At 50.3% G+C, this 22,241-nt stretch carries 17 protein-coding genes; 7 read left to right on the plus strand and 10 right to left on the minus strand.

The window, feature by feature from the left end:
* Positions 1-3: 3 nt before the first annotated feature.
* Complete coding sequence (locus ACN4EK_RS12630) at positions 4-1,239, minus strand: Crp/Fnr family transcriptional regulator (protein WP_431658251.1); 1,236 nt, start codon at positions 1,237-1,239, stop codon at positions 4-6.
* Between the two features lie 198 nt (positions 1,240-1,437).
* Between ACN4EK_RS12630 and ACN4EK_RS12635 the strand changes: the two genes are divergently transcribed.
* Genes ACN4EK_RS12635 through fumC form a run of 3 tightly spaced genes read left to right on the plus strand, consistent with a single transcriptional unit; the run spans position 1,438 to position 5,867 of the window.
* Complete coding sequence (locus ACN4EK_RS12635; protein ID WP_431658252.1) at positions 1,438-3,288, plus strand: PAS domain-containing sensor histidine kinase; 1,851 nt, start codon at positions 1,438-1,440, stop codon at positions 3,286-3,288.
* Positions 3,289-3,320: 32 nt separating this feature from the next.
* Positions 3,321-4,409 carry an alanine dehydrogenase gene (ald, locus tag ACN4EK_RS12640; protein WP_431658253.1) on the plus strand — a complete coding sequence of 363 codons (1,089 nt, stop codon included), beginning with the start codon at positions 3,321-3,323 and terminating at the stop codon, positions 4,407-4,409.
* A 54-nt stretch (positions 4,410-4,463) separates the two neighbouring features.
* Complete coding sequence (gene fumC / locus ACN4EK_RS12645; protein ID WP_431658254.1) at positions 4,464-5,867, plus strand: class II fumarate hydratase; 1,404 nt, start codon at positions 4,464-4,466, stop codon at positions 5,865-5,867.
* A gap of 138 nt (positions 5,868-6,005) precedes the next feature.
* On the opposite strand, the gene ACN4EK_RS12650 is transcribed toward fumC, so the two are convergent.
* The 4 genes from ACN4EK_RS12650 to ACN4EK_RS12665 form a co-directional block, all read right to left on the minus strand.
* On the minus strand, positions 6,006-6,827 hold the full coding sequence (locus tag ACN4EK_RS12650) for an SWIM zinc finger family protein (protein WP_431658255.1): 822 nt from the start codon (positions 6,825-6,827) through the stop codon (positions 6,006-6,008).
* A 202-nt stretch (positions 6,828-7,029) separates the two neighbouring features.
* The gene (locus ACN4EK_RS12655) at positions 7,030-8,298 is read right to left on the minus strand and encodes an RNA-guided endonuclease InsQ/TnpB family protein (RefSeq protein ID WP_431657960.1); all 1,269 of its coding nucleotides are present in this window, start codon (positions 8,296-8,298) and stop codon (positions 7,030-7,032) included.
* Positions 8,291-8,686, minus strand: coding sequence for an IS200/IS605 family transposase (gene tnpA, locus ACN4EK_RS12660; protein ID WP_431658256.1), 396 nt, complete (start codon positions 8,684-8,686; stop codon positions 8,291-8,293). The genes ACN4EK_RS12655 and tnpA overlap by 8 nt, the downstream gene beginning before the upstream one ends.
* A gap of 90 nt (positions 8,687-8,776) precedes the next feature.
* On the minus strand, positions 8,777-9,385 hold the full coding sequence (locus ACN4EK_RS12665) for a Uma2 family endonuclease (protein WP_431658257.1): 609 nt from the start codon (positions 9,383-9,385) through the stop codon (positions 8,777-8,779).
* A 134-nt stretch (positions 9,386-9,519) separates the two neighbouring features.
* Here ACN4EK_RS12665 and ACN4EK_RS12670 point away from each other — a divergent pair, with 134 nt between their 5' ends.
* Positions 9,520-10,176 carry a Uma2 family endonuclease gene (locus ACN4EK_RS12670; RefSeq protein ID WP_431658258.1) on the plus strand — a complete coding sequence of 219 codons (657 nt, stop codon included), beginning with the start codon at positions 9,520-9,522 and terminating at the stop codon, positions 10,174-10,176.
* A 162-nt stretch (positions 10,177-10,338) separates the two neighbouring features.
* Here ACN4EK_RS12670 and ACN4EK_RS12675 read toward each other — a convergent pair whose 3' ends face one another.
* Positions 10,339-13,803, minus strand: coding sequence for a DEAD/DEAH box helicase (locus ACN4EK_RS12675; RefSeq protein WP_431658259.1), 3,465 nt, complete (start codon positions 13,801-13,803; stop codon positions 10,339-10,341).
* A gap of 869 nt (positions 13,804-14,672) precedes the next feature.
* On the opposite strand from ACN4EK_RS12675, the gene ACN4EK_RS12680 reads away from it, so the two are divergent.
* Both ACN4EK_RS12680 and ACN4EK_RS12685 read left to right on the plus strand, forming a co-directional pair.
* The gene (locus ACN4EK_RS12680) at positions 14,673-16,823 is read left to right on the plus strand and encodes a polyribonucleotide nucleotidyltransferase (protein WP_431658260.1); all 2,151 of its coding nucleotides are present in this window, start codon (positions 14,673-14,675) and stop codon (positions 16,821-16,823) included.
* 465 nt (positions 16,824-17,288) lie between these two features.
* Positions 17,289-18,146: a hypothetical protein gene (locus ACN4EK_RS12685; RefSeq protein WP_431658261.1), complete on the plus strand. Its 858-nt coding sequence runs from the start codon at positions 17,289-17,291 to the stop codon at positions 18,144-18,146.
* A 41-nt stretch (positions 18,147-18,187) separates the two neighbouring features.
* Here ACN4EK_RS12685 and ruvC read toward each other — a convergent pair whose 3' ends face one another.
* The 4 genes from ruvC to ACN4EK_RS12705 form a co-directional block, all read right to left on the minus strand.
* Positions 18,188-18,682, minus strand: a complete 495-nt coding sequence (gene ruvC, locus ACN4EK_RS12690) for a crossover junction endodeoxyribonuclease RuvC (RefSeq protein ID WP_431658262.1) — start codon at positions 18,680-18,682, stop codon at positions 18,188-18,190.
* 39 nt (positions 18,683-18,721) lie between these two features.
* A complete protein-coding gene (locus ACN4EK_RS12695; protein WP_431658263.1) occupies positions 18,722-19,774 on the minus strand; it encodes an amino acid ABC transporter substrate-binding protein in 1,053 nt (350 codons plus the stop codon).
* A gap of 20 nt (positions 19,775-19,794) precedes the next feature.
* Entirely contained in the window at positions 19,795-20,373 is a 579-nt protein-coding gene (locus ACN4EK_RS12700; RefSeq protein ID WP_431658264.1) for a retropepsin-like aspartic protease family protein, read from the minus strand.
* A 103-nt stretch (positions 20,374-20,476) separates the two neighbouring features.
* Positions 20,477-21,658 (minus strand): S1C family serine protease, encoded by a 1,182-nt coding sequence (locus tag ACN4EK_RS12705; protein ID WP_431658265.1) that lies wholly within the window; start codon positions 21,656-21,658, stop codon positions 20,477-20,479.
* 254 nt (positions 21,659-21,912) lie between these two features.
* Here ACN4EK_RS12705 and ACN4EK_RS12710 point away from each other — a divergent pair, with 254 nt between their 5' ends.
* Complete coding sequence (locus tag ACN4EK_RS12710) at positions 21,913-22,239, plus strand: heavy metal-binding domain-containing protein (RefSeq protein ID WP_431658266.1); 327 nt, start codon at positions 21,913-21,915, stop codon at positions 22,237-22,239.
* Positions 22,240-22,241 lie beyond the last annotated feature (2 nt).

A 22,241-nucleotide genomic window follows, 5' to 3' on the forward strand; every position in this document is an offset into this window, starting at 1 on the left:
CTCTTATCTGCCCTTGCTGCGCTCTAAGAAAATGATGTGATATTTGCGGTCAAAAAGAATCCTGCCTTGTTGGTGAAGTTTACCTAACCAACGGGTGATTGTGACCCGAGTGGTACAACAAGCATTGGCTAAATCTTCATGGGTTAAGCGTACACTTAATCGCATCCCTTCAGCGATCGATTGACCGATTTCTCGCTTAAGGAATTCTAAAAACTGTTCCAACCGATCGCTGACTCGCCGTTGCCCAGAGATTGCCAGTAACTCTTCGGTCTGTCGCAATCGTTGACTCACTCGATCAATAAACCATTGAGCCAGAGTAGATGACTGAGTAATGGCATTGGTTGGAATTGCTACTAATTCGACTTGAGATAAAGCGATCGCTTGATAATTTGACAGGTTAGTTAAGTCACCGCCAAAGGGCATTCCGGCTCCTAAGATTCCCAACAAAACTTCTTCACCATCCAGCGCCAATGTGGTTAATTTGACCAATCCCTGGGTGATATAACAGTAAGATTGCGGCGGTATAACGATCGGCTCTCCCACTTTGTAGCGAGCTAAATGTTGATTGGGCAAACAATCTCCTTCCCAAGGAAGAGCCGAATCTGTATCAGTAGGCATAGAATCTTGCTGTCCAACCAGCCACTGCCCTTCATATCCAGCCGCTTCTCGAATTAACCACCGCCAAGTGATCACTCCATCGGTGGCAAGGTGGGGCGTAACTAAACAGGTGACTGTTGTAGCTGGGCGATCGCGGGGTTCCAGGTGTAATCGCCAGGTTCGGGGTGGGCGATTAGCTTCTTGCTGTAGTAAGTGCGCTAAAACGGATTGCTGATGGAGATCTTTCAAAAATAAAACTAGCGGTTTACCAACTAAAAACTTCTCGACAATCCCAAACAATTCAGCAGCCCTGCGATTCGCTTCTTGAATACATCCGTATTCATCCGTTACTAGATAGGCATCGGGGAGTGAGGTAAACAGTTCCTGATAACGTTGCCGTTCTGCTACGGCTGTAGCCAGGGTGGCAGTTAACGCTTCATTTTGACAACGTAATTCTTCGATCGCAACCTGGATTTCCTCCGAAGCGACTCCTAATTCTTTACAGACGGAAGGAATAAAATTTGAGCCATTCTCCGTAACCATTGAAGTTTCCTGTACTTCATGTAACAGGTGAGTTAAACGTGCTTGCGTTGCTGTCACCTGTCGAGCAAAACTATCGACATCGATTAACTGATTTTTCAAGCGGTACATCCTACCTTGGATTAATGCAGGGTTGGAGTTATGATCGTTAGCCAAAGATTACAGGAACTCTTCGCAAAATTGCCAACTCTAAATAGGAAAATTCAGGATTGCTTATTTTATAGTTGGGATTAACTTGATAAATTTTAATTCTTTTTCAACAAATTAGAACAATGGTCGTGGCTAGAGAAAAGCATTGTTATGCCCATAAATCCAATAGATTTCTCTAAAGAAAACAAACCCTTTTATCGCCGTATAAAGAAATTATATCGTCGTGCTATTCAAACTCCTACCCCCCAGGAGTTATTACCTGATGTTTTACAGGAATTGCAAGTTGCATTAGAGAAATTACAGGTCGCTGAAGAAGAACTCCGGCAACAAAATGAAGATTTGTTATATTCACAATCCCTGTTGGAACAGGAGCGGCAGCGCTACCAAGAGATGTTTGAGTTTGCTCCGAATGGTTATCTGATCGCTGACTGTCACGGGAAAATCCAGGAGGTGAATCGGGCGGCGGCACAACTGTTACAACGATCGCCGACTGATTTAATTGGGAAGCCCTTTGCGAGTTTAGTTGCACTAGACAGTCGCACCAGGTTCCGCACGAACTTAGCAAAACTGCTCCAACACGGAGATCAGCAGGAATGGGAACTGACTCTGCAACTCCGACAAACCCAAACATTAGAGGCTGCCCTGAAACTGGCTGTTGTTCGAGATGCCCAGGGGCAGGCAGTTTCATTGCGCTTATTGTTGCGAGATTTGACCGTCCAAAAGCAAACAGAACAACAACTGCGATCGTTGAATGCAGAATTACTCCAACGAACGGCTCTAGATGCCACCCTCAGGCAGATTAGTAATCAGTTGCGGGAGAGTTTGGCTGAGCCGCAAATTCTGCAAACGGCGGTGCAGGAATTAACCACCGCTTTGAACCTAGTAGCTTGTGATACGGGAATTTACGATCTGGAGCAACAACGGTCTAGCGTTACTTGTCGCTATACAGATCCGAATTCGTCGCTAACGCCTAGCCAATTAGGGGCGATCGCCATGAAGGATTTTGCCGAAGGCTACCGCCAACTAATTCAAGGGCAGGAGTTCCAATTCTGTGAACTGACCACCGATCCCGATCGCAGCCAGGTATCGATTTTGGCTTGCCCGATCGTCGATCATCAGGATGTCTTAGGTGATCTTTGGTGCTTTAGTCATCATGACATGGCGTTGACTCCCCATCAGGTGCAACTGGTGCAGCAGGTTGCCAGTCAATGTGCGATCGCGCTGCGGCAAGCCCGTCTGTATCAAGCGGCGCAAACTCAGATGATGGAATTACAACGGGTGAATGCGCTGAAGCATGACTTTCTCAGTACGGTGTCCCACGAGTTACGGACTCCGTTAACTAATATCAAGATGGCACTACATTTACTCCAGATCACTAAAACGGATGCTCAACGAATTCGCTGTTTAGAAATTCTGCAAGCCGAGTGCGATCGCGAAACGGAGTTGATTACGGATCTATTAGATTTGCAACAGTTAGAAGCCGAAAGTTATCCCAAGTTTTTGTTAGAAGCGATCGCCTTACCCGAATGGCTACCCACGATTCTGGTGCCGATTCAACAACGGGTCGCCGCGAAACATCAGCAGTTTACGATTAATCTGCCTGCCACCTTACCCCGAATGATTTCCGATCGCGCCAGCCTCCGCCGGGTATTGCTGGAACTGTTGCGGAACGCCCAGAAATATACCCCAGCTAAGGGCGAAATTACCTTAGAGATTACCCATGATCCTGAAACCGCCACCCTTACGTTTACATTACGGAATCAGGCGGAAATTTCCGCGATCGAACTCGATCGCATTTTTGATAAGTTTTATCGAGTGCCCCAAGCCAATTCCTGGGAAACCAGCGGCACTGGCTTAGGATTGGCACTGGTCAAACGCTTAGTCGATCATCTGCAAGGCGAAATTTATGTCACCAGTGAGAACGGCTGGACGACGTTTTGGATTAAATTTCCGATGCAGTTCCGCTCAAGCAATACACTACCTCCGATTCAGCCAGCTTAAGCTAGAAATAAAGCTGCTTAGTGAGGTAGATGATGGAAATTGGCGTACCCAAGGAAACGAAGGATCAAGAATATCGGGTGGGGCTGAGTCCCGGTAGTGTGCGTGTGTTGGTTGAGCATGGTCACTCGGTGTTTGTGGAAACGGCAGCCGGAGATGGGGCTGGCTTTACTGATACGGACTATGTGCAAGCCGGGGCGACGATCGTCCCTATCGCCAAGGATGCCTGGGATCATGAGTTAGTGGTGAAGGTGAAGGAACCCCTGAAGGCAGAATACAACTACCTAAAAAAAGGTCAACTGTTGTTCACTTACCTCCATCTCGCTGCCGATCGTCCCCTGACTGAGCATCTCCTCACCAGTGGCACCACCGCGATCGCCTACGAAACCGTGGAGTTACCGGATAAACGCCTGCCGTTACTGGCTCCCATGAGTGTGATTGCTGGACGGTTAGCGGTGCAATTTGGGGCGCGTTATCTAGAGCGGCAACAAGGGGGTCGGGGAGTCTTACTCGGTGGCATTCCTGGAGTCAAACCAGGGAACGTTGTAATTCTCGGCGGGGGCGTAGTTGGGACGGAAGCGGCTCGGATTGCCGTCGGCATGGGCGCTCAAGTCAAAATTCTCGATGTCAATGTCGATCGCCTGTCCTATTTAGAAACGCTATTTGGTTCGCGGGTCGAACTGCTCTACAGCAGCACCAGCCAAATTGAAGCCGCTGTCCCTGAAGCCGATCTCTTGATTGGGGGCGTGTTGATCCTGGCGCGTCGCGCTCCGACCCTGGTATCGCGATCGCTGGTCAAACGGATGCGTCCCGGCTCGGTGATTGTCGATGTCGCAGTGGATCAGGGCGGTTGCGTGGAAACGGTGCGTCCAACTTCTCACTCCCATCCCACCTATTTAGAGGAAGGAGTCGTGCATTACGGGGTGCCGAATATGCCCGGAGCCGTCCCCTGGACTTCTACCCAGGCTTTGAATAACAGCACTTTACCGTATGTGTTGAAGCTGGCAGATTACGGATTAGCGGCGTTCGATCGCGATCCCTATCTGGCGAAGGGGCTAAATGTCCAGGGCAATCATTTAATTCATCCGGCGGTTCAGGAGGTGTTTCCCGATTTAGTCGGTTAAGTCGCGTGGCATCCGGGTAAAATGCGTTACGACGCACCGCAACCTGCCATAACCATGACTGATTCCACTCCTGCTCCGACCCGTCAAGAAACCGATAGCATGGGCGCGATCGCTGTGCCCTCCGATCGTTATTGGGGCGCACAAACCCAGCGATCCCTGGTCTACTTCGCGATTGGGGATGACACCATGCCGCGTGAACTGATCCGGGCGATCGGGATTCTCAAGCAAGCGGCGGCGATCGTCAATCGGGATCTGGAGAAATTGCCAGAGGACAAAGCTACCTGGATGATGCAGGCCGCAGATGAAGTGATCGCCGGAACGTTAGATGATCACTTTCCCCTGCGGATCTGGCAAACGGGCAGTGGGACTCAAACGAATATGAACGCCAATGAGGTGATTGCCAATCGCGCGATCGAGTTAGCAGGGGGTGTGCTGGGCAGCAAAGAGCCAGTGCATCCGAATGATCATGTGAATATGTCGCAGTCCTCGAATGACACCTTCCCGACCGCGATGCACATTGCCGCTGCCGAACAGATCACCCATCGGTTGATCCCCATGCTGACGAAGCTGCGGGATGCCCTAGCTGCCAAAATGACGGAGTTTGATCAGATTGTCAAAATTGGGCGGACGCATTTAATGGATGCCGTCCCGCTCACCCTGGGACAGGAGTTTTCGGGCTACGTTGCCCAATTGAATAAAGACCTCGATCGCCTGCAAGGGGTGCTACCCGATCTATATGAACTGGCGATCGGGGGGACTGCCGTCGGGACGGGATTAAACACCCATCCGGAATTTGCCGTCCGGGTCGCGGAGCAAATCGCCCAAATTACCGGACTGCCGTTTGTCACTGCCCCCAATAAGTTCGCGGCGTTGGCTTCCCATGATGCGATCGTCATGGCGAGTGGGGCGTTAAAAACCCTGGCAACCTCGTTAATGAAAATTGCTAATGATCTGCGCTGGTTAGGCTCTGGCCCTCGCTGCGGTTTAGGCGAATTAGTCCTACCCGCGAATGAACCCGGATCATCGATCATGCCAGGGAAAGTCAATCCGACTCAAAGTGAAGCGATGACGATGGTGTGTGTGCAGGTGATGGGGAATGACACCGCGATCGCGATCGCGGGATCCCAGGGCAACTTTGAACTGAATGTATTCAAACCTGTGATGATCCATAACTTGCTACACTCGATTCGCCTCCTAGCCGATGCCTGTGCCTCCTTCACCGATCACCTGGTCGTCGGCATTGAACCCAACCGCGAACAAATCCACCATTTCCTGACCAACTCGCTAATGTTAGTGACGGCTTTGAATCCGCATATTGGCTACGATCGAGCGGCGCAAGTGGCAAAAAAGGCTTACAACGATTGCACCACCCTACGAGAAGCCTGCATCGAGTTAGGCTTTCTCAATGGCGAAGACTTCGATCGGATTGTCCGTCCGGAAGAAATGACTCATCCTTAATCCAGCGGGTGGGTCTGGTGAGGGCGGCTTTGGTTAACGGTTGCCTGGGTGGGGGCAAATGATTGAGGGAACCCGCCCCTACAGATGTCGATCGCAATCTCCTTCATCTTCCTCACCTTTCTCATCTCCCCATCTCCCTCATCCATCCGTACTCAACGCTGCCAACACCGCCTGCTGACTCACCGCCTGGTAGACCGTTTTCAAATACTCCATGCCTGCCTCGGCTGATCCGGCGGCTTCTGGTTTCAATGGGATGGTTCCCAATACATCCAGAACCGTCTCACTGCTGGGGGGTGGTGCAATCACCACAAGTGAGGGTTCCAGTTGATCGGCATACTGCCAAAACTGCTCTAGAGACGGCGGAGTATAAAGTGGGGTAACTTCTGGCGGCTCATCCGGAGTGGCTTTCTCCGTTTCCGCTCCACCTTGACCCCGAATTTTTCGCAGAGCTTCAATAATTTGGTCTTTCGTTTGTCCCCGCAATTGGAATAACACAAACGGATCATCGCCAAAGCGATCGCCGAGTTGGTAATACACTGCGCCAATATGTTTGCAGGGATTAGCCGGATCGGGACAGGAACAGCGACTATGAATATCAAACTTAGTAAAGGGAAATAGGCTTAAGCCATTAGCGGTAAACACTTCCTCAATATTCAAGGGCATTTCTCCCGACAACAATTTGGCTGAAAAAATCGCCCGTTCTGCCATCGACTCCACCACATAGCCCCATTCTTCGTCTGTAAACGGATCAAGGGATAACGTGACTTTGTACGGTTCGGGAGCCGTTCCCTGTACCAGGGCAATCACCTTAGACCCTTTGAATTCAATACTCAGGACATTGCCTTCCCGCGCATATACTCGCGCTCGCGCCAGTCTGCGGGCATAGCCAAAGGATTCCAGTACATCAATCCAGCGTTGTGCCCACCATTCGCGGCTGGGTTGTTGGTATGGTTCGTTCATAGGAGGTTGGGAGAATGGGGAAGGTGAGGAGGATGGGGGAGATAGGGAGGTTAGAGGGTGTCGGGATCGATGTTGAGTTCTCGGAGTTTAGCGGCTAGGCGATCGAGCCGTTGTTCGGCTTGTTGGCGTTGATGTTGTTCCATTAGAGCCGCTTCACTAGGACTGGGAACAAGTTGACCATCTGCCTTGATACTCCCCAGCCCTAAAGGGACGGGGATTCTTGAGCAACCCACAAACGGATTCTCAAAGGCGCAATCAAAGCACCCCTACTGACTCCACTCAGATCTAGTCTGAGTTTTGCCGCTACTTTTCTAAGAATGTTGCCTGCTCCATTGCAGTCAGCATTTATTTTTGTGCCATCAGCAGAACAATATAAACCACGCTGGACACGCTTCCCTGATTCTTGCCACCCTTCGGGTTTTTCGCCAAATGTAGGTAGCTCATCCGAATCCAGAAAACTTGCCTTGCTAGTGTAGCTCTCCTCTGTCTCAACAAACTTCAGACCGTATTGCTGGCAAAGTTGAGCAATCCTATCTTTCAGCCTGCCCGTTGGAATCTGGACAAACTTCTGATTAGTTTTGCTGCCAAGGTTTATTTCTTGCCGTTGTCCCTTATTCCAGCCAAAAACAACTGTGCCAATTCCATGTTCCAAACAATGATTCAAAACGAGTCGAGCCGCTTTATTTACAGCATCCCTGATTTGTCGATTCCGTTTTTCTGTGATGCCAGCTAATTGCTGACTCCAAAAGCCTTGGGGCTGATTTTCTTTCAGGACAGATACTCGTTTGTTGTACCACTGGTTCAAGCTTTTTAAGTGCAGCCCATCAACAATGAAGCTTGTCCCAATATTAGAGACGCAGGTTAGCCAGTTATCCAGCCCTGGGTCAATGCCTAACACCTTGTCAAAATCAACCTCAGCTTCCACTGTAGGTAGCTTGTAGACGAGTTCTAAATAGAACTGCCCATTGCGAGGGAGGATTCGATATTCCCGAATTGATTTGTATTCAAGGTTGGATGGCATTGGCAGATAGAACGCATCTATTCCAAACCACGCTTTAACTTTACTGCCAAGCGGAAAACGCAACCCTTCAGACTTCAATTTGACTGCTTGACCAGGGAACGTGACTAAGTTCAACCCACCTTTCCGGTATCCCGGCAATTTTGGCCTTTGGTCTACCTTGCCATTTTTGACAACTTTCAGTAGTCCAAAGAAAGACTTAAAGGACTCTGCAACAGTGGTCAGACATTGTTGTGCGACCTGGGAGTGCAACGCCTGAAAGTGAGGATTGCGACTCATTTCACGATGCAAGTCAAACTTACTGGGAGCCTTACCAGTCTTGAAATACAACTGTCGGGATAGATAGTTGCCACAGTTACTCAGTTTTGCCGACTCACCACAAATAAACTCAAGAATTGCTCGAAGCTCTGAGTCTGAACTAATTAGAATTTGCTGGCATCCAAAGCTAGACATTTTTTTGATTTTCGATGTACTGCTTAATGACTGAAATGGGCGCACCGCCAACAGTCGAGACGAAATAGCTATTAGTCCACAGTGTAGGTAGTCGAGATTTTAACCAAGGAAATTCCTGTCTTAAAATGCGTGATGTTCTACCTTTCAGGTATCGAATCAGCTTAGCAATCCCGAATTGTGGGTTTACCTCAACCAATAAATGAACGTGATCAGGCATTACCTCCATTTCAATCAACTCTGACGTGAATTCGGCACAAATCTCTTGAAGCAGTTCTTTAAGCCGAACCTCTACCCCATTGACTAAAACTTTGCGTCGATACTTAGGGCACCAGACAACGTGATATTTGCAGGAATAAACAACGTTATTGTTTGACTTGAATTTGCTCATGCTTCATTATACAGCAGTGAGCTATCTAATCCGGGAAAGCCACAGAAGCCGCTTTGTTACTTACATTAGGCGGCTAAAGCCGCGAATCGCTTACATCCCCATGCCTGAACTCAGGGGCTTTAGCTCGTTTTTGGTAAAGTAGCGGAGTTGCTGATTGTGAATACCTAAAAATAGGTGCAATTGTTTACTCCACAACCAACCGCGATCGTCAGGGATTAACGGTTGATAGTGACCATCGACTAAATTAAAGCCTGCAAATTCCAGCGTATCTGGGTCGAACCAGAAGTAATCGTAAACTTTGAGGACATCCTGATAAAGTTGCTTTTTCAACCCGCGATCGACGGCGGCTGTACTGTCAGATAACACTTCAATAATCACATTGGGAGTTTTGCCATTTTCTGCCCAAACCACCCAACTTTTGCGGGGGTGCGGGTCTACACCGAGTACCACAAAGAAATCCGGATCACGAAAATCACGGTGTTTCAGTTGATTGGCACTGAAATAAATGGTGGTGTTAGCACTGGCATAAAAGTCGTGACGATCGCGCCACCACCAATTCAGGCATTCCAAAAACAGAATGATTTGTTGTAGATGGCGATCGGTTTCCACGGGTGGCTCGTCACTGTACAGATCACAGGGGGGCAGGGTCGGCAAATCTGCGTCCTGAAGTGACATCGATAGATTTTGCACTGAGGACATCACCACCACCCCGCTTCCATATCGATCATGATTTAGCCTAACAAATTGCGGTTGAGGCGGGAACAACTGTTCTGAGAGATGAGATTGGTTAGGATGAAGAAACGCTGTTTTAACGGAGCGTTGCCGATCTGACTATGCATTCTCCACTACCCATTTCTCAACCAGCAGACGTTGTTTACCCAGATAGCGACGGACAGCCAATGGCAGATAATACGCGGCAGTTCCGGTGGATTGTCACAATTAAAGAAAACTTAGAACTGCTGTTTGTAGATGATCCGATGGTATTTGTAGCTGGAGATTTGCTCTGGTATCCGGTCGAGGGAAACCCACTGATGCGGCAAGCTCCTGATGTCATGGTGGTATTGGGTAGACCGAAGGGCGATCGCGGCTCGTATCAACAATGGCAAGAGGAAAATGTTGTGCCGCAAGTTGTATTTGAGATTTTGTCGCCTGGAAATCGTTTAAAGGAGATGACGAAAAAGTTCAAATTCTACGATCGTTATGGGGTTGAAGAATATTACATTTACGATCCTGATCAAATTGATTTAGCGGGTTGGCAACGTAATCATGGCGAGTTTGAAGCGATCGAAGAAATCAATCATTGGGTCAGTCCCCGCTTAGGAATTCGGTTTGTCCTTCAGCCGGATACATTAGAAATCTACCGTCCCGATGGCGATCGGTTTTTAAGTTTTGTGGAATTAGATCAAGCCAGAATTAATGCTTTGCAACGTGCCGATCGTCTAGCCGCTAAACTGCGCGAACTTGGAATTGATCCATCAGAGATTGCATAAGTAATTAATTACGTGGTGTGCAACTAATTTGCCCTCATCCCAACCCTTCTTCCCAGGGAGAAGGACTTTCGGAAGTTTCCAGTTCCCTCGCCCCCTGGGAGAGGGCTAGGGTGAGGGCTGTATCTGTGGACGTTTTAGAAAACTCGCACATTGCGTATTAATTTATTCTTCACCAATTACCGCACTCCGATCGAGTAACAACAGATCTCGTAATTGATCGGTATTCAGTTCCGTTAACCAGTTTTCACCTGCACCCACCACCTGTTCAGCTAAGGCTTTTTTACTTTCAATTAAGTCATGAATCTTTTCTTCTAACGTGCCCGAACAAACAAATTTGTGGACTTGCACATTACGAGTTTGACCAATCCGAAACACCCGATCGGTGGCTTGATTTTCTACTGCCGGATTCCACCAGCGATCGAAGTGAAACACATGATTGGCGCGGGTCAAATTTAAGCCCACGCCCCCTGCTTTCAGCGACAAAATAAAGATGCGGGGGGCTTGCGGATCATGCTGGAAGCGATCGATCATTTCTTCTCGTTGCTTCTTAGATGTACTGCCATAGAGAAATAAAGTTTCTCGTCCCAGTTGTTTATCTAAATGGGCTTTGAGTAACTTCCCCCATTCCGCAAACTGGGTGAAAATTAAGGCGCGATCGCCTTCAGCCACTACCTCTTCCAGCATCTCTTCTAAACGCTGCACTTTGCCCGATCGGCGATCAAATGGTAATGATGAGCCATCTATAGGCGTTGCATCTGCCTCTTTCAAAAACAACGTGGGATGATTACAAATCTGTTTTAGTTTCGTCAGCAATGCCAGAATAATGCCTTTGCGTTGAATTCCTTCCGCTGCATCAATTTCTGCCAGCGATTTCTCGACCATGTGTTGATACAACGAGGCTTGTTCATTGGTTAAACCGCAGAACACCGTCATTTCCTGTTTCTCTGGCAGATCTTGAATAATATCTTTATCCGTTTTTAACCGCCGCAGAATGAAGGGCTGTACCAGCGATCGCAGAGTTTGCAACGAAGAGGTATCGCCATAACGCTCGATCGGGGTAGCAAAACGACGTTGAAAGAAATTCTTCGGACCTAAATAAGCGGGATTAAGGAAATCCAAAATCGACCACAGTTCTGATAAACGGTTTTCGACTGGAGTCCCGGTTAAGGCGATGCGGAATTGGGCTTCCAGTTGGCGAACGGCCTGGGACTGTTTGGCATCCGGGTTTTTGATATTCTGCGCTTCATCCAGCACAATCCCTTGCCACGACACCGTTTGCAAGTCTTTGACATCCCGCTGTACCAGGGCATAGCTGGTAATAATCACATCCTTACTCTGTACCGCCTTCGCAAAGCCCTTCCCCTTCGGTCGCCCTTCACCATGATGCAACAACACCTTCAGACTGGGGGCAAACCGTTTGATTTCCCGTTCCCAGTTGCCTAACACCGAGGTCGGACACACGATCAAGGTCGGAGCCGTCAGTAACTCCTGTTGCTTCAGATGTAATAAGAAGGCGATTAACTGCGGCGTTTTGCCTAACCCCATGTCGTCAGCAAGGCAAGCCCCCAAACCCCACTGCTCCAGAAACGCCAGCCAGCCCACCCCCCGCGATTGATAGGGACGCAATTCCCCTTGGAAACTGGCGGGAGTCTCGATCGCTTCGATCGTCCGCTTCCCGGTCAGGGTATTGATCAACGCTTCCAGCGAACCTGAAGCTTCAAAGCTGACTACGGGCAGTTTTTCGATCATCTGGGTATCGCCCGTACTAATCCGTAACGCATCTTCCAGCGATAGGGCAGGTTGATCTTTCCGACTGGCAAAGAACGATTGAGCGGCACGAATATCCTGAGGACGCAGTTCCACCCATTCCCCATTAATTTCCACCAGGGGGGTATTCAATGTTACCAGGCGATCGAATTCTTCTTTAGTCAGGCTTTGACCCCCGATCGTCAGTTCCCACCGGAAGTTCAGCAGGCTTTGTAGCCCCAGCCGTTGCCCTTGCTTGAGTTTGCCCGTTTGGGCTTGAATCCTTAGTCCCAGGCGATTTGCCCAACCGCCCTGACTCGCCAAACTGGGAGGCACAATCACGCCTAATCCGCTATCCTGTAATCGCCAGGCGGCTGACTTGAGGAAATCATACGCCTGGATTGGAGTCAGCGTACAGAACTGGGGACGGGAGGCTTGCAAACTCGGTTCGATCGGGGCATAGAGCCGGGAAGCCAGGCCCAAGCCCATCAAAAAAGTTTCCTGCGGCTGAATCACCGTTTTTCCCCGGTAGGAGAGCCGCTCGACCGGATTGTTCCAGATGGTTGCCGCACTGACTAAAAATTCCGGCTGATCCATCAGTTGCAAAAAGTATTCCAGCCGCCAATTTGTTTGTCCCGTCTGGCTGGCTTGCTCCGGTGGATGCAGATACAAGCAAGTGCGAAACTGACTTTCTGCCCGCCGAGATTGCAGCGGAATTGTCCAATGTTCTAAAGCGGTCTGAAGCGAGGTTAAGCCCTCAGCCGTCACTGCTTCTGCCTCCCGCCCTAATGCCTCTAGCCATTCCCGCATCGGTGACGCGATCGCGGCTCCTGTCCCTTTCTTCGCTCCTGGCTCAGACCCCGAACCGGGTAACGCTTGCTGTCCCGTCACCAGCCGGATCTGGGCATCCAAAATGCTTCCCAGGAAATCTTGCAGTAACACCTGCGGTTCGGTTGGCAGATCGATCGCCCAACTTGAACCCATCGCATCCGGCTTCCCCATCTCCCCTATCTGCCCTAACTCCCCATCTCCCCATCTCCCCAGTTGATAGGTGCGACAGGCAGACGGCATACGATCGCAGAACTGGGTTAACCGCCGTTGATCAACGCCACTATCTAACAACGGCTCCCAAATCGCTTGAGGGACTTGGGCAACTTCCGGTTCTGGAGCAACCTGCAATCCCGGCAGGAATTTGCATCGTGCCAGTAGATCTAAACTCCAACGGGCAATGTGCGACCAGAACCGCAGATCGCTGCCCAGAAATGATTCTTCAGTGGTGGCTGAACCGCCCAACGGTAACGCATTTAAAAACTGTAAGGCTTCGCTGGGAGACAGCAGAATACCATTAACCTGCCACGGCGACAAAAATTCCGCCCGATCGCGGGTGGCTGCGGTACTGGCAGAGAGTTGCGGCAATACCCGGTGTGGATCAAATTCAGATCCAGTCTCGACTAAATAGGAGGGCAGGGCGATCGTCTGCTGTCGCCAACGACTGGGAGATACCGTCCCTGTTGCAGCCGATTTTGCCTTGGTTGTCCGACCTTTGCGAGTTCCTTTAGCGGCGGTTGTAGTAGTTGCATCAATCGGTAAGGTCAACCAATGTTCGGCTGAAGGTAATTTCACCTGCCCAGACTCATGCAACGATCGCAACCAGTCCACTAGCTCTAGTGGAGTCATGGCAAACGGGTGGGGGAGACAGGCAAGGGATGCTTCAGGTGAAGGGCGATCGGTACTGCCCGAATTCCCTTCCTTCATCGGCAATCGTCGCCAAATTTCTCCCCAAATCAGTAAGCCCTGCTTGAAACCAGCTTGACTGCTCTGGGGCTCTGTAATCAGGGGCTGTTGGGCTGCAAGTATCCAGCTACCGTGTAGGATTGCCATTCGATATTAAGGAGTATCAGACGGTGCAAATATCGGGTGAGAGGGAGTCAGTCGTGGGGCTTGATTGAGATTCTGCCAAAGCGTCCAATCATGGTTGATTGCTGGGGGCTTTCTCACGCTGATCACATGTTTGGAATCGGGCTTCATGCCAGTGCTATGCTGCGGTTCTATCCTGAAAGAATTGATCTCATCTAGTTGATCTAATTACCACATTGCCATTGAGCAATCGTAGAAGCGGCGATCGAGTCAGCAAATTTTTGTCTCTGACGGAAACCGAGTTATATAGATGCGATCGGCAGAGCAGGTCAGCCTCGATCTGATTCATCTTTGAGTTGAGCGAATGTCTCCCATCCATGCAAAAAGATAGCGAGAATATTCGAGCTGGCTGACTCAAATCTCGCGGTGGCAGAGATGACCCTGCACAATACCTGCCATTGTACAACTTAACTTCTGCAAGTATGGGGAGCGACCTGGGCTAAATCACTGCGACTTCCGCCTGGGGCAAGCTAGCTCAGGGATGATGCTGGCTGGATCGTTGCCAATGTTGGATTGAGGGATAAAAATTGGATCGACACTTTTCGCCCCCACCAACCGATCGACGGAGTAAAAGTAAGTATTAGAAAATCTTTAGAATTTTACTGCCAGATCGAGTCTAATAAAGTAAGTTAGAGTCACTGAACGGGGATAACAGGAAGCTACTAAACCCGATTTTCAACTGATTGTTCCTCAATTCAGCGATCGCAATTGGATAAACTCAGAAACAGTTACCCATTGAATTGCTGCATGACTGTAACAAAGGGCAGTCCTCGTATATCAGTGCTACGATTGCGACAGAAGAAAGAAAAAGACGAGAAAGGATAGCACAGTACATGGAAGAAGTTAATAAGTCGATATCCTTCGATGGTCGGGATATTCGGCTCAAGGTCGGTCTACTCGCTCCACAGGCTGGCGGTGCCGTTCTAATTGAATCCGAAGATACAGCAGTATTAGTGACCGCAACGCGAGCGGCTGCCCGAGAAGGCATTGATTTTCTCCCCTTGTTGGTGGATTACGAAGAGCGGATGTATGCTGCCGGACGGATTCCGGGTGGTTTTTTGCGACGGGAAGGGCGACCACCGGAAAAAGCGACGTTAATTAGCCGATTGATCGATCGTCCGTTGCGTCCGCTCTTTCCGTCTTGGTTACGGGATGATATCCAGGTAGTGGCGACGACCGTGGCAATGGATGAACGAGTCCCGCCGGATGTCCTGGCAGTGACGGGAGCCTCGATCGCGGTACTACTGGCAAAAATTCCTTTCAATGGCCCGATGGCGGCTGTGCGGGTGGGCTTAATTGGTGACGACTTTATTATTAATCCTTCCTACAACGAAATTGAATCCAGTGATCTGGATCTGATCGTGGCTGGCTCCCCGGAAGGCGTGATCATGGTGGAAGCCGGAGCCAACCAATTGCCAGAGCAGGACATGATCGAGGCGATTGATTTTGGCTATGAAGCTGTGCGCGATTTGATTCAAGCCCAACGGGAATTACTCAGTTCAATGGGGATTGAACAAGTTCAGGAACAGCCCCCAGAAGTGGATACCACCCTGGAAACCTTCATCCGCGATCGGGCGACGGCTCCGGTCAAAGAAATTTTAGGACGGTTTGAGAAAGACAAGCATGTCCGGGATAATGCCCTGGATGAAGTAAAAGCTTCGATCTCAACTGCGATCGCTGAACTGGCAGAGGATGACCCTGTGCGAGTCGCCGCCAGTGGTAATGACAAAGCGCTCGGGAATGTGTTTAAAGATGTCACCAAGCAATTGATGCGGCGACAGGTGATCGAAGACAATGTGCGGGTCGATGGACGGACATTAGATGAGGTGCGGGCGATCTCCTGTCGGACGGGTGTGTTACCCCGGCGGGTCCATGGCAGTGCCCTGTTCAACCGAGGCTTGACGCAGGTGATGTCCGCTGTGACTCTGGGTACGCCCGGTGATGCTCAGGAACTTGATGATCTGCATCCCGATGAGCAAAAGCGGTACTTGCATCATTACAACTTCCCGCCTTACTCCGTGGGGGAAACCCGCCCCATGCGATCGCCCGGTCGGCGAGAAATTGGTCACGGAGCCTTAGCAGAACGGGCATTAGTGCCAGTCTTACCGCCCAAGGAAGAATTTCCCTATGTGATCCGGGTGGTATCAGAAGTGCTGTCCTCAAATGGTTCTACCTCGATGGGGTCGGTATCTGGTTCGACGCTGGCCCTGATGGATGCCGGAGTACCCATTACCAAACCCGTGAGTGGAGCCGCGATGGGGCTAATCAAAGAAGGGGAGGAAATCCGCGTCCTCACGGACATTCAGGGAATCGAAGACTTCCTGGGGGATATGGACTTTAAGGTGGCAGGCACCGATAGTGGCATTACGGCGCTGCAATTGGATATGAAAATTAATGGCTTGCCCCTGGAGGTAATTGCTCAGGCAATTAAGCAGGCAAAACCCGCTCGGCTGCATATCCTTAGCAAGATGTTGGAAGCGATCAATCAACCGCGCAGTGAAATGTCGCCCTTTGCGCCGCGCTTGCTGACGATGCGGATCGATCCAGAGATGATCGGCATGATTATTGGTCCGGGTGGGAAAACCATTAAGGGAATTACCGAAGAGACAGGAGCCAAGATTGATATTGAGGATACTGGGATTGTCACCATTTCCTCACTGGATGCCGAGCAAGCCAAACGGGCACGCAATATTATTCAAGGCATGACCCGGAAGCTGAATACTGGCGATGTTTATGTCGGCAAGGTGACTCGAATTATTCCGATCGGGGCGTTTGTGGAATTCCTGCCTGGAAAAGAAGGCATGATTCACATTTCCCAATTAGCCGATTACCGGGTCGGTAAAGTCGAGGATGAAGTCACTGTAGGTGATGAAGTGATCGTCAAAGTGCGGGAGATTGATAACCGGGGTCGGATTAACCTGACTCGTCTGGGCATTCATCCCGATGAAGCCGCCGCTGCGCGAGAAGCCGCTGCCGTGGGCTAAATTCCAACTATCTCTGACCTGAAGTAGGTCAGTGACCGGGGCAGGCTTGGGCAAGGGTACAGCCATATCCTTGTCGGGGTCTGCCTTTAATGTTGGAGCGCAAACAGAGAGAGAGAATAGGTTTAATACATCTGCTTTCAGTGTTTTTACTGAAAGAAAAAACTTTATTTTCCGCTTAGAAACCGTGATTCTGTACGAAGAGTCAGTGAAGTTGACCCGCGATCGTCCAGACTTCGCCTAGCATTTAAGTAGTAGATTAATTTACCTTCAAACTAAATCTCAGCCATCATCGGTGGATTAAGCTAAGCCATTCCTGATCAGTGAGATCTTGCCTTAGCCCACTGCATCACCCAAGAATTTTGCCCCCAAATTCTGATTGATTCTTCAGCCAGCTTTTAACGCGATCGCTTGCCATAGCCGCAAACGATCACACGTTTGTCTCTCTATCTACCTGCTCTGCCAACCATGAACACACTCGATGATCTTGCCTTAATTCAGAAATTTATCCGGGGTGAAACCACGTTATTAGCCAATCAACGCCTGCGGATTGAAGCTGTCTTTGACTCAACCCAATTGTTGGCAAAGCGGGGTGGGTTGATTGCCACCATCAAACAGGGTGCAGAAGGAAAAGTTGTCCTATTAAGGCGAGAGTCTGATTACTATGGGCTGGTGCATCAGTGCTTACTCGATCGCTCCTTAATGCCGACTGGGGAAATTGACCAGGCAGGCTTTGAGCGCTACTGTCCCTGTCGAGTGCCAGCAGGATATCGACTCAACTGCACTGAAGCCAGAGCCTTATGGAAAGAATGGTGGATGTCGGCTCGTCACGGCAATCGCAGTAACATTCAAACCAATCTGCTGATCTTTACGCGGAATACCTGGTATCCCATTCGAGAAATCGCCTGTAATCAGGGAACCGTGTTTATTACCACCTTAGTTACAGAAGTGATGCTCCAGGGAACGGATCAGGTAATTTGGTTAAGTCGGCTTCCGGGAGAGGCATTAAGCGCTGCCAAGACGCTGCAATCTACTCCCGCCGCACCGCCGCCCGTCCGTTATAGCAGCGATCAGCTAGGTAGACCCACGGTAGTACGCCCGCCTACATCAACTCAACCTGTACCCACGGCTGGATCTCAGGCATCTGTCCCACCGAAACATGTGGATGCAACCGAGGCTGGTGTTAGCACTGCGGCGCTTCATCCCGACCTCCGGCATGTTGTGAAAATGCGTCAGGGTAAGCTCTACATCAGAACGGCGGTGGGTGAAATTGTCGTGCAGGGTGGCAATCTCCAGTTCTGGCTGCAAGAGTCCTGCCCCTTGTAATGGAACCGATCGCAACACTATTGCTTCATTCACCTCGATCGCTAATTTTGGAACCATGCCGTCAGTGCTACGGCTAAGGCATCGGCAGCATCATCTGGCTCAGGAATTGCTTCCAGATTTAACTCACGGGCAACGGCTTCCTGCACCGCCAACTTTTTAGAATTGCCATATCCGGTCAAGGCTTGTTTAATTTGAGCCGGAGTGAATTCGACTAATGGTACTTTGTACTGCGCCAGGACTAACATCACGACACCCCGAGCTTGAGCCACCGCGATCGTATTTCCCATACGATAGAAGAATAATTTCTCGATCGCGACTAAATCTGGCTTGACAGTGGTTAATACCGTATTCAGATCCTCATAGATCATGCAGAGGCGATCGCCAATATCCGTATGGGCTGGAGTCCGAATTACCCCATAATCTAATGGCATCACCTGGGCTGCCTCGCGGCTACCGGCGGTCGATCGCTGGCATTGCAGCGCTCCAAACCCTAATGTGGCTAATCCTGGATCAAGACCCAGGATGCAATATTCCATAATTAACCTAGACGACAATAGCGAAATGACACCTGGACTCTAGCGGAAGGGTGGCGAGATCATCAGCCCACCGTTTGTCCACAAATTGTTTTCGCCTCGGGGTAAGTTGAGGCGAGTTTGGGGCCCTAAATGTCGATCGTAGATTTCGCTATAGTTCCCGACATGCCGGACAATCCGAGCCGCAAAATCATTGGACACCCCCATGCCTTTGCCTAGCTCCCCTTCTAATCCCAGAAACCGCCGGACGGATGGATCTTTACTGGTATTAAACTGCGCCAGATTTCTGGACGTAATGCCCAATTCTTCTGCCTCGAATAAGGCAAAAACACTCCACCGTACCACATCACTCCAGGCAGAGTCGCCATTTGCCGTTGCTGGAGCCAGGGGTTCCTTAGATAGCACCTCATCCAGGATCAGATGATCATTGGGTTGGGGAAAGGCGGTGCGGCGGGAGATCAGTTGGGAGCGATCGGCAGTTACTCCCTCACACCGACCTTCTGCATAGGTGGCAAAGGTAGTATTCACATCCTCAAACACCACAGGTTTATAGGGAATCCCCCGCTTCTGCATTTGGTCGGTTAAGTTTTGCTCCGTCGTCGTTCCGGTCTGAATACAGATCGACTTGCCCTTTAAATCTGCCAGGGTTTTAATGCCACTGGCTCGTTTCACCATAATGCCCTGGCCATCAAAGAACACGACCGGAGCAAAATCTAGACCCGTCGAGGTATCACGGCTGACTGTCCAAGTGGTATTCCGGCTGAGAATATCGACTTCCCCCGTTTGCACCGCCGTAAACCGCTCTTTAGCATTGAGATTCCGGAACTCTACGGCATCGGGATTATCAAATAAGGCGGCGGCAACTGCCCGACATACATCCACATCCAGACCGGAGTATTTGCCATCCTGCCCGACAAAACTGAATCCCGGCAGTTCTCCACTGACTCCACACACCAGACTGCCACGATTGAGGACTCTGGCGAGTCGCCCAGCCGCTTGCCCCCCGGTTCCACTTTGCCCAGTATCATCACCACAGGCCGCCAAAGGTAAGGTCAGGCAGCCCAGCACTAACAGCGAAAACGTCCATCGGGGCATAATCAGTTCGGTTGATCTACTTAGCGTCGGTAGAATTCTACGACATCTTGCTTGATCTTCACGTCATAGTTGCCAAAGAAGTCATGACCGAGTAATCCAATGTTAGTCCGATCGGCGATCGCAACGGGGACATTCCGAATTTCAGCCCCATCGACGGCGATCGAGGTCACTCGACCAATATCAAAGGCAACCGCTCTGCCATCTGCCAGCGTCGCGATGCCGCGATTGAATGGGGTGACGCTGAGGGCATTGGCCATCGATCGGGTAATTAATGTACCACTGGCTCCTGTATCGAGAATCATCTCGAAGGTACGAGATCCATTAAAGGTGACATCGATCACCGGAGTACCGGACAAGCGATATTTAATCCGGGCGGTATACACATTTTTGGCGGCGGAATTGTTAGTTTCTGGCGCATTGCTCCTGCCACTACTGCCACCACTGCCACAGAGTCGATCCAGGTTAACCGTACTGCCAGAGGGCATCACCATATAGCAGCCATTGTTATCCTGAGCCATGCTGGACTGATGCCCACCGATCGCTAGAGTGACTACGGTTGTTATCCCGGCGATCGTCGTTAACCCACGCCAACCTTTCATGCTTCAACCTCTGCCCTCAAAACCCAATTCGGATTTACTTCATCCCCCATCCTAACCAGTCCATCAGGATTTTGGAGAGATTCTCAGAGTTGGCTGGCTTCAGTTAAAATCTGACGGCGACAGTGGTAGGTTGTCCCTGACGGCTGATCGTGAATTGAGCATAGCGCGGCGGGTGGCTCATAAATTGCAGCAAATCCTGGAAGCTGCCCAGACGACTGCCATTGATTTCCAGCAATTGATCTCCGGGCTGTAAACCACAATTCGCCGCGATCGAACCGTTTTCTACCTGTTGAATTACTAAGGTGCGGGTGTCCATAATCACCCCTAAACGGCCATTAGTCGGCACAGACGAGGGTAAACCGGCTCCAGAGGTCGGCTCCGGGATCACAACTTCATTCGTCAGTTGGCGGCGGATGGGACGATCGCTGGCTGACTCAATCGGTTGATGCACCGGCAGATTGGGGAGGGGATTGGGTTCTGTGTTAGGGCGAGGCGTATAGCTTGGTGGGGCGACAGCAACTCGTCCCGGACGATTGCCTTCAATAAAGGCTCGGGTGGCTGCAACACTGGTGGCGAAGCTGATGCCAGTATTGCCACGTCGGGAATCAAGAATGGCTTTATTCACGCCCACCATTTCGCCCCGCGCATTCAGTAAGGGACCACCGGAGTTGCCGGGACGCAGAATCACTTGCGATTGCAGATCCCCATTTTCCCGCACTCGACTAAAGCTACCCGTAGTCATCACGCCGGGACGACCGTAGGGACTGCCGATCGCATAAACTGGCTCACCCGGTTGGACGCTGCTACTGGCTAATTGAACTGTAGGGAGTAGCTCTGGTGTATCGAGTTGAATCAGTGCCAAATCTTTCCGCACATCGGTGGCGATCACCCGACCAGGATACCGGGTGCCGGTGGCAGTGCGGACGAATACGTAACCATTTTGCGATCCCCGGATCACATGGTTGTTGGTAATCACCAAACCATCTGAACTGACAATACTACCCGAACCAATCTCGCGACCCGCAAATACCGTTACTACTGCCGGATTAACCTGCTGATAAACCTGATTACCATTGTCCGCCAGTTGTCTGGACTCGATCGCCACCTGAATGGGAGCGCTGAATGAGGGCGATGACCCAATCAACAACAGAGAAGCGGCAAACAATAGTAAGTATTTCGCTTTCATAGGATGTTTGGTGTGTAGAGCAATCAGAATCGGTACAGGTTGTCTTCTGAACTCCAGGTCACGATCAGTCACCGCTTCATGTCCCCAAGAAATTGACACAGCTTCCCCCTTCCCCGCTCCACACTCCGACGGCTTCAGTTGCTTTACGGAATTTGGGGAAATGCTGTGGTATGTACTTAGGGAGATGAATCTTGACCAGAGTTACTGCCTGGTGCAGATGGACGTAACGAGAAGCTTCAAGTACCCTTACCTTTCGAGGACGTATCGATCGCATCCGGATAATTTTTCAAATGCGCTCAGTCATCTCTGCTACGTGATTCACACCGTCACTATCACTTTCAGGACAGGGTTTTATGATTGTCACTACCACCGACTCGCTAGAAGGCAAAACCATCGTGGCTTACTACGGGGTGGTGAGTGGTGAGGCGATTTTAGGAGCCAATATTTTTCGCGATTTCTTCGCCAGTATTCGAGATATTGTGGGTGGACGATCGGGGATGTATGAAAAATCGTTGCGCGAGGCGAAGGAGATTGCCATGCGCGAAATGATTGAAGCCGCGCGATCGCTGGGAGCTAATGCGGTGATCGGGATTGATATTGACTATGAAAACATCACCATCGGCGACGGTGGCAGCATGTTAATGGTGGCGACCAGTGGTACAGCCGTGAAGTATCAGTAGGC

The organism is Pantanalinema rosaneae CENA516, assembly GCF_050753385.1.
Classification (GTDB): Bacteria; Cyanobacteriota; Cyanobacteriia; order Leptolyngbyales; family Leptolyngbyaceae; genus Pantanalinema; species Pantanalinema rosaneae.